Origin of the sequence: Vibrio syngnathi, from assembly GCF_002119525.1 — a bacterium.
GTDB classification, from domain to species: Bacteria; Pseudomonadota; Gammaproteobacteria; order Enterobacterales; family Vibrionaceae; genus Vibrio; species Vibrio syngnathi.
Genome location: NZ_CP017916.1, coordinates 2,867,385 through 2,879,916 on the forward strand (window position 1 = coordinate 2,867,385; position 12,532 = coordinate 2,879,916).

The 12,532-nt window shown below is 43.5% G+C and carries 14 protein-coding genes; 7 read left to right on the forward strand and 7 right to left on the reverse strand.

Annotated features, from left to right (window positions below):
* Window positions 1-123 precede the first annotated feature (123 nt).
* The 6 genes from lptD (at window position 124) to apaH (ending at window position 6,899) form a co-directional block, all read left to right on the forward strand.
* Window positions 124-2,472 carry an LPS assembly protein LptD gene (gene lptD, locus K08M4_RS12955; protein ID WP_086050126.1) on the forward strand — a complete coding sequence of 783 codons (2,349 nt, stop codon included), beginning with the start codon at window positions 124-126 and terminating at the stop codon, window positions 2,470-2,472.
* Window positions 2,473-2,515: 43 nt separating this feature from the next.
* Window positions 2,516-3,811 carry a peptidylprolyl isomerase SurA gene (gene surA / locus K08M4_RS12960; protein ID WP_086050127.1) on the forward strand — a complete coding sequence of 432 codons (1,296 nt, stop codon included), beginning with the start codon at window positions 2,516-2,518 and terminating at the stop codon, window positions 3,809-3,811.
* Entirely contained in the window at window positions 3,801-4,790 is a 990-nt protein-coding gene (pdxA, locus tag K08M4_RS12965; RefSeq protein WP_086050128.1) for a 4-hydroxythreonine-4-phosphate dehydrogenase PdxA, read from the forward strand. Before surA ends, pdxA begins: the two co-directional genes overlap by 11 nt.
* On the forward strand, window positions 4,787-5,602 hold the full coding sequence (gene rsmA, locus K08M4_RS12970; RefSeq protein ID WP_009847826.1) for a 16S rRNA (adenine(1518)-N(6)/adenine(1519)-N(6))-dimethyltransferase RsmA: 816 nt from the start codon (window positions 4,787-4,789) through the stop codon (window positions 5,600-5,602). Before pdxA ends, rsmA begins: the two co-directional genes overlap by 4 nt.
* Before the next feature lie 81 nt (window positions 5,603-5,683).
* The gene (gene apaG / locus K08M4_RS12975) at window positions 5,684-6,064 is read left to right on the forward strand and encodes a Co2+/Mg2+ efflux facilitator ApaG/CorD (RefSeq protein WP_086050129.1); all 381 of its coding nucleotides are present in this window, start codon (window positions 5,684-5,686) and stop codon (window positions 6,062-6,064) included.
* Between the two features lie 31 nt (window positions 6,065-6,095).
* Window positions 6,096-6,899 carry a bis(5'-nucleosyl)-tetraphosphatase (symmetrical) ApaH gene (apaH, locus tag K08M4_RS12980; RefSeq protein WP_086050130.1) on the forward strand — a complete coding sequence of 268 codons (804 nt, stop codon included), beginning with the start codon at window positions 6,096-6,098 and terminating at the stop codon, window positions 6,897-6,899.
* A gap of 98 nt (window positions 6,900-6,997) precedes the next feature.
* Here the strand turns inward: apaH and folA are convergent, their stop codons facing one another.
* The 6 genes from folA to rplU all read right to left on the reverse strand — a co-directional run bounded on the left by folA (window position 6,998) and on the right by rplU (window position 11,011).
* Window positions 6,998-7,477 (reverse strand): type 3 dihydrofolate reductase, encoded by a 480-nt coding sequence (gene folA / locus K08M4_RS12985; RefSeq protein ID WP_086050131.1) that lies wholly within the window; start codon window positions 7,475-7,477, stop codon window positions 6,998-7,000.
* Window positions 7,478-7,517: 40 nt separating this feature from the next.
* A complete protein-coding gene (locus K08M4_RS12990; protein ID WP_009847830.1) occupies window positions 7,518-7,991 on the reverse strand; it encodes a threonine/serine exporter family protein in 474 nt (157 codons plus the stop codon).
* Entirely contained in the window at window positions 7,991-8,758 is a 768-nt protein-coding gene (locus tag K08M4_RS12995; protein WP_086050132.1) for a threonine/serine exporter family protein, read from the reverse strand. The genes K08M4_RS12990 and K08M4_RS12995 overlap by 1 nt, the downstream gene beginning before the upstream one ends.
* 169 nt (window positions 8,759-8,927) lie before the next feature.
* Window positions 8,928-10,100, reverse strand: a complete 1,173-nt coding sequence (gene cgtA, locus K08M4_RS13000) for an Obg family GTPase CgtA (protein ID WP_086050133.1) — start codon at window positions 10,098-10,100, stop codon at window positions 8,928-8,930.
* Window positions 10,101-10,422: 322 nt separating this feature from the next.
* Window positions 10,423-10,680 carry a 50S ribosomal protein L27 gene (gene rpmA / locus K08M4_RS13005; protein ID WP_004735905.1) on the reverse strand — a complete coding sequence of 86 codons (258 nt, stop codon included), beginning with the start codon at window positions 10,678-10,680 and terminating at the stop codon, window positions 10,423-10,425.
* Between the two features lie 19 nt (window positions 10,681-10,699).
* Window positions 10,700-11,011, reverse strand: coding sequence for a 50S ribosomal protein L21 (rplU, locus tag K08M4_RS13010; protein ID WP_004740823.1), 312 nt, complete (start codon window positions 11,009-11,011; stop codon window positions 10,700-10,702).
* A gap of 268 nt (window positions 11,012-11,279) precedes the next feature.
* Between rplU and ispB the strand changes: the two genes are divergently transcribed.
* Entirely contained in the window at window positions 11,280-12,251 is a 972-nt protein-coding gene (gene ispB, locus K08M4_RS13015) for an octaprenyl diphosphate synthase (RefSeq protein WP_065101310.1), read from the forward strand.
* A gap of 79 nt (window positions 12,252-12,330) precedes the next feature.
* On the opposite strand, the gene K08M4_RS13020 is transcribed toward ispB, so the two are convergent.
* Complete coding sequence (locus K08M4_RS13020) at window positions 12,331-12,522, reverse strand: hypothetical protein (RefSeq protein WP_086050134.1); 192 nt, start codon at window positions 12,520-12,522, stop codon at window positions 12,331-12,333.
* Window positions 12,523-12,532 lie beyond the last annotated feature (10 nt).

Sequence of the window (12,532 nt, forward strand, 5' to 3'; positions counted from 1 at the left end):
TCTGAGTAATGCTGTCTGATGATGCTGAATGCTAATATTTCCTTTATCATAAGGAAAATGCTTTATTAATTGGATTGATACTAGATCAACCCTTCATCTAGTGACACAGGATAGTTCAACTTCATGCAATCTTTTTCCCGCACCTTGTTAGCCGCGTCTATAAGTACGGCATTATACGTATCGACAACTCAAGCTGAAACAATCACAGATAGTAGTGTGCAGGAAATGCCCTCTATAGATCAATGCTTGATCGAGCCCGCTGCAGAAAACGAGACACAACTTCCCGCTCATGTTGAGTCCGATCGCTTAGAGGCTATCAATGGTGACAAGGCAATCTACTCAGGTGATGTAAGAGTTACCCAAGGAAACAAAACCATCCTTGCCGACAATGTAACGCTTCACCAACAAGAAAATATCGTTGTAGCTGAAGGCAACGTAAACTTTAGCGATGGTCAAATAAAGTCAGTGGCAGACAGAGCCACTAACAATCTGACCACCGATGAAATGACGCTCGAAAATACCGATTATGAGTTCCTCTGTGAGCAAGGGCGAGGAGATGCGGTTTACATCGCAAAAACCGGAAAAGCGGTTTATGAGATTGAAGATGGCTCAATCACCTCTTGCCCTATCGGCGACAATGCATGGCGACTAAGAGCATCAAGTATCGATGTCGACCAGAATGAAGAAGAGGCTACGTTTTACAATCCAAGGTTTGAAATTCAAAGTGTTCCTGTTTTTTACCTGCCTTACTTAACCGTTCCGATTGGTGATACGCGTAAAACAGGCTTCTTATATCCAACGGTATCATATGGATCAAGTGATGGTTTTGAATTTGAGATCCCTGTTTATTGGAACTTGGCACCAGAGTATGACCTGAAAACCACCTTTAAACACATGAAAGAACGTGGTACTCAGCTTAACAGTGAATTTAGATATTTGAGCGATTTTGGTTCCGGGATGATTAAGTCTGAATACTTACCTGATGACAAAAAATACCCAGAGAAAGGCAAACGTTGGGGCGCTCAGCTAGCCCACTCAGGAATATTCCAAGAATCTTGGTTGTTTGAAATTGATTACTCAAAAGTTGGCGATATCGAGTACTTCACAGATGTCAACGGAAGCGGCATTGGTAACCGTGAAGATGGCCAGCTGCTTCAAGAAGGGCAGGCTACATACCGTTCTCAAAATTGGGATGCGTCTGTACTTGTGCGAGATTTTCAGGTCCTCACAAATACGACAAACAACCTTCCATACCGCCTGCTCCCACAGCTGGAATATAACTATTATGCCCCGGAGGTAATGGAGTATTTAGATTTCGACTTGGTCAGCCATGTGTCTCTGTTTGATACAGATGCAAAAGGGAAACCATCGGCAACTCGTATTCACGTTGAGCCGGGAATTACAATTCCAGTAGGCAACACTTGGGGTACTTGGACCACAGAAGCCCGACTTCTTGGTACTTACTACCAACAAGATCTTGATGGTGTTGATACCACAAGTGACAAATATAAAGATTTAGAAAAGTCAGTAAGTCGAGTTGTCCCAGAATTTAGGAGTCATGCTGGTATCGTTTTAGAAAGAGATACCAAGGTTATTGGTAACTACACTCAAACTCTAGAACCCCAAGTTCAATACCTGTATGTACCAAAAGAAGATCAAAACAACATTGGTCTTTACGATACGACACTTCTGCAGACTGATTATTATGGCCTGTTTAGAAGCCGTAAATACAGTGGTGTAGACCGTATCGCAGCAGCTAACCAAGTAAGCTACGGTGCATCATCTCGTTTCTTTGATGATGAGTATAAAGAGCGACTCAATGTGTCTTTTGGACAGATCTTTTATATCGACAAAGATACGAAACAACATCTAACACTTGAGACTAAAGATAAGAACTCGAATTACTCATCTTGGGCTGTAGAAGTCGACTTTAATTACGACGACTACCTGTTTTATCATGGTGGGGTTCAGTACGACATCGATACCACAGCAATGCAACTAGCCAACAGCACCATTGAGTACCGTTTTTCTGGTGGTTATATCCAAACCAACTACCGCTACGTAACCAAAGAGTATATCGAAGACACTGTTGATTTTAATGTTGGATCGATTACTAAAGATGGTATATCTCAAGCAGGATTACTTGGAGCTTACCAGATTTCGCGTAAATGGAATGCCAGCGCTCAGTATTTCTATGATTTAACAACTGAAGAAAACCTTGAATGGTTGGCCAAACTCAATTACAAGTCAGATTGTTGGTATATCGGCTTCACCTACAGTAACCAATTGCGTAGATGGGAAGGTGATTACATCAACACATCGAATGCGACACCAGTATACGAGAAAAACTTTGGCTTTAACTTCGGTATTGTTGGCTTTGGTACCAACATAGGCTCAAACTCAAGCGAAGTAAGTGAAACAAGCTCAAGTAACGCACTCAGCTATGGTCGCCCATTCTTCTTAAACAACTAATTTTCTTTATTGATAACACATCGGTAAATATAAAGGATTACACATGACATTGTGGAAACGCACATTAATAGCTATCGCAGCGGCTTGTACTTTATCAACAAGCTATGCCGCACCAGTTGAACTCGATAGCGTAAAAGTTATCGTTAACGAAGGCGTGATCTTACAAAGCGACATCGATGCTTCAATGAAGACGCTGCGCGCAAATGCTAAGAAAAGCGGCCAAACACTACCATCGCAAGACGTTCTCAATGAGCAAGTGCTTGAAAAGCTGATCATCGATACCATTCAAACGCAAGAAGCAGAGCGTATTGGCGTTCGTATTGATGATGCTCGACTTGATCAAGCAATCGAAGGCATCGCGAAAGACAACAGCCAGACTGTAGAACAATTAACAGCATCGGTTGCTGAAGAAGGCCTTAGTTACAATGCATTTCGCGAACAAGTAAGAAAAGAGATTGCGGCAAGTGAAGCGCGTAACGCCTTAGTGCGTCGTCGTATCAACATTCTTCCAGCTGAAGTCGATAACCTTGCGGATATCTTGGCGCAAGAGACTAACGCGACCGTTCAATACAAAATCGGACACATCCAACTTCGCTTTAATGATGACCAAACCAAAGAAGAGCTAGAAGCTCAAGCTAAAGAAGTGGTTGAGGAACTTAACTCAGGCAAAGATTTCAGCACCATGGCTTATACTTATTCAAAAGGCCCTAAAGCGCTACAAGGTGGTGACTGGGGGTGGATGCGTAAAGAAGAGATGCCTACCATTTTTGCAGACCAAATCAAAATGCAGAATAAAGGCAGCATCATCGGTCCTTTCCGAAGTGGTGTTGGCTTCCATATTCTAAAAATTGAAGACGTAAAAGGTTTGGAAACCGTTGCAGTTACCGAAGTTAATGCACGTCATATTTTGATTAAGCCGACGGTTATCTTGAGTGATGACGGTGCGAAAGAGCAGCTTGAAGAAATCACTCGTCGTGTAAACGCAGGTGAAGCGAGCTTTGGTGATCTTGCACAGCAATACAGCCAAGATCCAGGTTCAGCAGTACAAGATGGTGAGTTAGGCTACCAAACTCCGGATTTATACGTTCCTGAGTTCAAACACCAAGTAGAAACGTTACCTGCAGGAAAAATCAGTGCGCCATTCAAAACCGTGCACGGTTGGCACATTGTTGAAGTACTAGACCGTCGCGAAGTCGACCGTACCGATTCAGCATTGAAAAACAAAGCTTACCAAATTCTATTTAACCGTAAATTCAACGAAGAAGTCGGTGCTTGGCTACAAGAAGTTCGAGCTAGCGCCTTTGTTGAAGTGGTCGAGGACGACCAAGATGACAACTAAACGCCTTGTCATTACGGCAGGTGAACCCGCAGGGATAGGCCCAGACTTAACTCTGGCTCTATCTCAAGAAAGTTGGCCTCATCAACTCGTGGTTTGTGCTGATAAAAACCTACTAACAGAGCGAGCTGAAATGTTAGGGATCGAGGTTGAGCTGTTAGACTACGACTCAACCGCGCCTAAGCAACCTCAACGTTCTGGAACACTGATTGTGAAACATGTTCCACTCGCTGAAGTCGCCGTTGCGGGTCAACTTAATGAAGCGAACGGCCACTACGTATTAAATACATTAGAAACCGCAGCAATTGGCTGTATGAATGATGAATTTGATGCTATTGTCACCGGCCCTGTTCACAAGGGTGTAATTAACCGAGCTGGCGTTGCTTTTAGTGGCCATACCGAGTTCTTTGCAGAGAAGTCCAATACTCCACTTGTCGTGATGATGTTGGCAACAGAAGGGCTGCGTGTTGCTCTAGTAACAACGCACATCCCGCTAGCTTATGTATCTCAAGCAGTGACCGAAGACAGATTAGAGCAAATCATTGCTATTCTGCATAAAGACTTGGTTGAAAAATTTGCTATTGAGAAACCAACTATCTACGTGTGTGGTTTGAATCCACATGCTGGTGAAGATGGTTGTTTGGGTCGTGAAGAGATAGAAACTATCACCCCTACGCTAGAAAAAATTCGCCAGAAAGATGGTATTAATTTAGTTGGCCCATTGCCAGCAGACACCATCTTTAATGAAAAATATTTGCAAGATGCAGATGCTGTTTTAGGTATGTATCACGACCAAGTACTCCCGGTATTGAAATACAAAGGGTTTGGTCGCTCAGTGAACATCACGCTTGGCTTACCGTTTATTCGCACATCAGTCGATCACGGTACCGCCTTAGACTTGGCAGGGAAAGGCCAAGCCGATACAGGGAGCTTTAGAACAGCGCTCACGCACGCCATTGAATTAGTAGAGAAAAAGCAATGAGAAATGATGTCCACTTAGGGCACAAAGCGCGTAAACGTTTTGGTCAAAACTTCCTTAACGACCCATATATTATTGATGGAATCGTATCGAGTATTAACCCACTACCAGGCCAGAACTTAGTAGAAATCGGCCCTGGTCTTGGCGCAATTACTGAGCCTGTTGGCAAACTTGTCGACAAGTTCACAGTAATTGAACTGGATAGAGATCTTGCTGAACGTCTACGTAATCACCCTGATCTTGCTGAAAAGTTAACGATCTATGAAGGCGATGCAATGAAGTTCGATTTCGAACAACTTGTTAAGCCAAACAACAAGCTACGTATCTTCGGTAACTTGCCATACAACATCTCTACACCATTGATGTTCCACCTTTTTGAGTTCCATAAAGACGTGCAAGACATGCACTTTATGCTTCAAAAAGAAGTGGTTAACCGATTAGCAGCGGGTCCTGGCACTAAAGCTTACGGTCGTCTAACGGTTATGGCTCAATACTACTGTAAAGTCACTCCTGTGCTAGAAGTGCCACCGACAGCATTTGTTCCGCCACCGAAAGTAGACTCTGCAGTCGTTCGCCTTCAGCCTTATGAAGTACTGCCTTACCCGGCAAAAGATCTTAAGTGGTTAGATCGCGTATGTCGCGAAGGCTTTAACCAGCGTCGTAAAACAGTCCGTAACTGCTACAAGAGCCTAATCGACAAGGAAGTGCTTGAAGAGCTAGGTGTAAACCCTGGCATGCGCCCTGAGAACCTGACGCTCGAACAGTTTGTCGATATGGCGAACTGGTTGCACGACAGTCACAACGCTGACAAATAATCGAAAAAGGCTCCTACACTTCGGTGAGGAGCCTATTTTTTATGTAATACTTAAAGCATACCAACAACAAAAGGTGCGAATATGGATATATCTACGCCTTGTATCAAATGCCAAGTTCATTCTAAATATATTGAAGAACAATCTGAGCCATCTAAGAATCGCTACGTTTTCGCTTACATCATTACCATCAAAAACCTAAGCAAAACAACGGTGCAACTCATGTCTCGCCGCTGGCTAATTACCGACTCCAACGGCAAACAACTCACCATAGAAGGTGATGGCGTGGTTGGGCAACAACCCGTGATTGAAGCCAACGACGAATACACTTATACCAGTGGTACCGTCATCGAAACCCCTGTTGGTGTTATGCAAGGTCATTATGTGATGACTGATAATAAAGGCATCGACTTCATAACTGAAGTTGACCCATTCAGACTGGCTATCCCCAATATCCTTAACTAGTACGCATCTCTACCACTTACAGGAAAATACTGTGTCGAATTATATTGTCGGAGACATCCAAGGGTGCTTCGACGAACTTCAGTTACTGCTTAAAACCGTCAACTTTGACAAACAACAAGATACCTTATGGGTCGCTGGTGACTTGGTCGCTCGAGGTCCTAAATCATTGGAGACACTACGCTTTATTCGTAGCCTAGGTGACGCAGCTAAGGTTGTATTAGGTAACCATGACTTGCATCTACTTGCGGTTTCCTTAGGGCTATTTCCAGCTAAAGCAAAAGATAAGACTCAACCTATTCTTGATGCGGAAGACCGTGAACAGTTGCTCGAATGGTTAAGACAACAGCCTTTAATTCAGGAGCATCCAGAGTTCGTGATGTCTCATGCTGGTATCTCACCTCAATGGGATCTAGAGCGAGCACGGATTGAAAATCTGGAAATAGCTGATTTATTAAAATCCGAGCAGTGGCAATGGCTTATCGAGAATATGTACAGCAACACGCCTGACTTATGGCGTCAAAATTTAGATGGGATTGAGCGCTATCGCTACGCGATCAACAGCCTGACTAGAATGCGATTCTGTTTTATTGATGGTCGTCTCGATATGGCCTGTAAACTTCCACCAAACGAAATTACCACTGAGCCGCTAGTGCCTTGGTTTGACCTACCACAACGTATAAAGCTGGATAAAGCAGTTATTTTTGGACACTGGGCTGCGCTAGAAGGTTACTCAGGAAAAGATGTGATTGGACTTGATACTGGGTGTGTGTGGGGGGGAGATTTGACGATACTTCGCTGGGAAGACAAACAGTTTTTCACTCAAAAAGCGCTATAGAAACACGAGATACGAGATACGAGATACGAGATACGAGATACGAGATACGAGAAGCTTGCGCTACTAGCAAAGAAGCGCAAGCGTTTTGATTTAAGAGCTTAACGCTCGAGAATCACAAACTCCATGTTGTGTTTATTCTTCTCATCGGCTTGATAAGCTTCACTAAAGCTCTGCTTCCACCCCTCTCCCCAACTAGGGAACTGTGTATCACCATCAACTTCGAGGTCGATATAAGTCAGATAGAGCTTGTTAGCTTTAGGCAGACAGCTTTCATAGATAGAACCACCACCAATGATCATCACTTCATCAACATCACTTACCAGCTCTAGTGCTTTTTCAATCGAAGTTACCGTCGTTACGCCTTCGATTTCTAAACTCTCGTCGCGGCTGATTACAATGTTTAGCCTCCCCGGTAAAGGACGTCCGATCGAATCATAGGTTTTGCGGCCCATAACTACAGGCTTGCCCATCGTTGAGCGCTTGAACCATGCGAAATCTGCAGGTAAATGCCAAGGCATCTGATTGTCTTTACCAATTACACGGTTGTTCGCCATTGCCGCTATCATGCTGATGATCATAAATCGAAAGTCCTGTCCTTACTTGAAAATGAAGTTGAAGCTAGACGATAGGTCTACGACGGTAGAATAACAGCCCAGGCACTGCTAAGCCAACCGCAAGCCCTGCGATAATGAACATCGATTTCAAAAAGTTCTCCATCAACAATGCCAATAGTTCTGGGTTGTATCCTGCTCGGTTAATCTCAACCATGGCAATCATCGCCTTAAAGGCAAACACGCCAGGGACCATCGGAATCAAGGCTGCAACCGTAAATACTTTCGGGTGTGCTAACAATTTATGCGACCAATGCACCCCTATCATGCCGACCAATGTAGCAGCAAAGAACGTCGCCCATTCAATGGGAATGCCGAAATGCATCATTAAGTAACGGCTACCGTGGCCAATGGAGCCTCCGAGAGCACAATAAATTAATGCTCGTTGCGGGACGTTAAACACCAATGCAAAACCAACCGCAGGAATCGCAGCAAAAAACATGTCGTTGAGTAACCCAACAAAAAGTTCAAAAATAGTCATTAGTTCACCCACCCCCATACGTCAGATAGGCTCATAGCTGCGACAATACCTAAGCTTGTAGCCAACGTTAATAAACTGGCCATGGTGAAGCGTGCGAGACCCATATTAATGTGGCCTTTAAGCATATCTGCTACGGAGTTAATCAAAGGAAAACCGGGCACTAGCATCAATACTGACGAAGCCATCACGATAGTGGGTTGACCACCGATATTGTAGAGCACTGCCTGAGCTGAGATAGTGGTGGTGACAAAAGCGGTAATAGCGAAATTTAATAACGGATTGAAATGGCGATGACCGATCTCTTGTCTCACGATCATACCGCAAGCCGAAGCTATAAACGTCATCATAAAGACATGCCAATCTCCGCCAGCAAGACGGCTAAAAGAAGCACACGATAGCCCTATCATTACGACAACTAACCAACGGTTGTAGCGCTCGGGGCTGATGTTTTGAATCTTTTTATACGCCAAATCATAATCGAGAATTCCCTTCTCCATCATGATACACACACGTTGAATCTCGGTTATCACCTGCATATTAATGCCACGATCAGCGCAACTTCGAGTCGTCGTTATGCAATGATCGTCCATTACTGTTGTCACAACCAATGCATTGGCTGACAGTGCAACTTCAACCTCATTCACCCCACAAGCAATACCGATACGGCGCATTATGTCACCGACCAATGTGCTCTCGGCGCCATGAGCTAATAACATTTGTCCTGATTGAGCGACTAACCTTGAGATCGCTCTTTGCTTTGATGCCATGATTTCCTTCCCATAGGCGTTAATTATCTAAAGACAAATTTTGCATAAAAAACAGCAAGACGTCATGATTTAGATACAAAAAAACCGCAATTTTCATTGCGGTTTAATAAAACTATCAGCGTATCTTAGAAAAAGCGACCAAAGTGCTTATAAGAAACTACGAGGATTATTAATCACGAACATAGATAACATGACCGTCATCTTCTTCGTCATCCCAGTCATCCCAATCGTCGTCATCTTCTGTAACGACATTCTTACCGGCCATCGCATCTTTATGGTAGTCATCCCACATAAAGTTAACTTTTTCTTCTTCTTCGATAGCTTCAACTTCACGAGGTAGATTCTCCATGAACTCACCCAGTTTAAAGCAAAGATCTTTGGTGCCGATCTTGTTTACAGCAGAGATCTTGAAGTACTCGCCTTCCCAACCTAAAGCTTCGACGATTTCTTGAATCTTTTCGTCTGCTTCTTCTTCAGGCATTAGATCAACTTTGTTGAATACTAACCAGCGAGGTTTCTGTGCTACTTTTTCGCTGTATTGCTCAAGCTCGTCAATGATCGTCAATGCGTTCTGAATAGGATCAGAACCATCAATCGGCAAAATATCGATCATATGCAGAAGAACGCGACAACGCTCAAGGTGCTTCAAGAAACGAATACCAAGGCCTGCGCCATCAGCGGCACCTTCGATTAGTCCTGGGATATCGGCAACGACGAAGCTCTTTTCAGGAACCACACTCACTACACCCAAGCTTGGGATCAACGTAGTAAATGGGTAATCAGCCACTTTTGGTTTTGCAGCAGATACTGAGCGAATAAACGTAGATTTACCAGCGTTTGGCAAGCCAAGCATACCAACATCCGCTAGCAGAAGAAGCTCTAAACGTAGTTCGCGAACTTCACCTTTAGTACCCATTGTCTTTTGACGAGGAGCACGGTTAACCGACGACTTAAAACGCGTATTACCAAGACCGTGCCAACCACCTTTACCAACCATTACTTTCTTGCCATGTTCAGCAACTTCAGCAACGATTTCATTAGTGTGGATATCAACCGCGCGAGTACCTACAGGTACTTTCATGGTCATATCTTTACCACGTTTACCAGTACAGTTACCACCGCGGCCATTTTCGCCACGCTCTGCATTATAAAAACGTTGGAAACGGTAATCGATCAGTGTGTTTAAGTTTTCATCCGCTTGGATGTAAACATCACCGCCATCACCGCCATCACCGCCATCAGGACCACCTTTAGCGACGAACTTTTCGCGCCAAAAGCTTACTGTACCATTACCGCCATCACCGGCTTCTATTTTTACTGTTGCTTCATCAACGAATTTCATTTTCTAACTCCGCACTTACGTTGCGTTACCACTCATCAAGGAGTGATATAAATTCTAGCAGATCCGTGTTTAGATCGATCACCTAAGATCTAGATCGATCTGCAACCAAGGAACAAATAAGGAGAGGTTCTTTGCTTTCTGTTTCTTAAAAACAAACGGCTTTTTGAAACTAAACGGTTTCTCAAACACCAGACAGCTTCTCAAAACTAAAGCCAGAGCGTCTACTTTTTTATTCTCGCTATAAATAAAAAACCCTGCCGAATCGGCAGGGCTTTTGAATTCAGCTTGAAAGCTAGTATAAATAATCTAATAAAAGATTAAATTACTCAGCTTCGATGCTTACAAACTTACGGTTTTTAGGACCTTTTACTGCAAATTTCACTTTACCTTCAGTAAGAGCGAAAAGAGTATGATCTTTACCGATGCCAACGTTTGTGCCAGCGTGGAACTTAGTACCACGTTGACGAACGATGATGTTACCTGCAAGAACAGATTCACCACCAAAACGCTTAACACCAAGACGTTTGCTTTCTGAATCGCGGCCGTTATTAGTAGAACCGCCAGCTTTTTTATGTGCCATTGTTAAACTCTCCTAATACTTAAGCGTTAATGCCAGTGATTTTCACTTCTGTGAACCACTGACGGTGACCAGCTTGCTTACGCGAGTGCTTACGACGACGGAACTTAACGATTTTTACTTTATCGCCACGACCGTGTTGTACTACTTCTGCAGTAACCTTGCCACCTTCAACAAGAGGTGCACCAACAGCGATTTCTTCGCCGTTAGCAACAAGAAGAACTTTATCAAATTCTACAGTTGCACCAGTTTCAACGTCTAATTTCTCTAAACGAAGTGTTTGACCTTCGCTTACTCGGTGTTGTTTGCCACCAGATTGGAAAACAGCGTACATATTTTACTCCGCTTTTTCCGCACAGCCTATGGTTGTTAATTCTACAACTCGGGTGTGCGCTAAACTAATCAATAGGGCGCAGATTCTACGGGAATCATGCCGCTATGACAAGCCATATTTTTAAAATATTGGCGAAAACATGTTCGCCAAAGAAAAGTGCGGCAATGATGCCTTTAAGTGATGTATTAATCAACGTTTTTTAGTGTATTATTCAACAATTAAATACAACGTATAAGCCTTACAGGGTCTAACTTCAGCCGGATGAACAATGGATTTTAAAGCTATCCAAACGCTTACTGCCAATGATATGGCAAAAGTGAATGAAACAATTCAAGCCCAACTTAATTCTGACGTAAGTTTAATCAACCAGCTTGGTTTTTATATCGTTAGCGGCGGTGGTAAACGCTTACGCCCTTTGCTTGCTCTTTTATCAGCTCGTGCACTTGGTTACCAAGGTGAAGCTCACATCACCTCAGCCGCCTTCATTGAGTTTATCCACACAGCAACACTGCTTCATGATGATGTTGTCGACGAATCGGACATGAGACGTGGCAAAGCTACAGCGAATGCTGCTTTCGGTAATGCAGCTAGCGTTTTGGTTGGTGATTTTATTTACACCCGCTCATTCCAGATGATGACGACGCTAGGATCTTTAAGGATCCTTGAGCTAATGAGCGAATCAGTAAATGTGATTGCCGAGGGTGAAGTTCAACAATTGATGAACTGTAATAACCCAGACACTACAGAAGAAAGCTACATGCAGGTGATCTACTCTAAGACCGCTCGCTTGTTTGAAGCCGCAACCCAAATCGGCGCGATCCTTACAGAGTCTTCACCTGAAATCGAAACGGCAATGCAAAACTACGGTAAGTACCTAGGAACGGCATTCCAGCTTATTGATGATGTGATGGACTACACCGCTGATGGTAAAGAGATGGGTAAAAATGTTGGTGATGACCTAGCAGAAGGCAAACCGACGTTACCGCTGCTTTACGCTATGCGTAATGGCTCGCCAGACCAAGCGAGTATGATTCGTGAAGCGATTGAAAAAGCCAATGGTATGGAACGTCTCGACGACATTATGTCTGTCATGAAAGAGACAGGCTCGTTAGAGTACACGACCAATAAAGCCTATGAAGAAGCTGATAAAGCGATAGCTGAGCTTTCTATTCTTCCTGATTCAGAATATAAGCAGGCTTTAACTACGCTAGCTCACCTTGCAGTAAAACGTAGCAAGTAAATAGAAGCTAAGTAGACAGCTATATAATAAAAAGAGCCGGTTGGCTCTTTTTTTATCCTGCTAGATATTACTCTGAGTTTTAGTATCGACTCGATTCTAATGATAAAGGTAATTGCGCCTCGACCTCTTCAAGTTCATCCAATGGAGCCGCATATTGCTTATGACTGTTGTAAGACTCAAACAAAGCGAACTGCTCTTGTTCATCGATAACCAATATCTTACCCAAGCGACCTAGGTAGTTAACATTCATTCCCTTTTGTACTCTAGTCATAATTCAATAC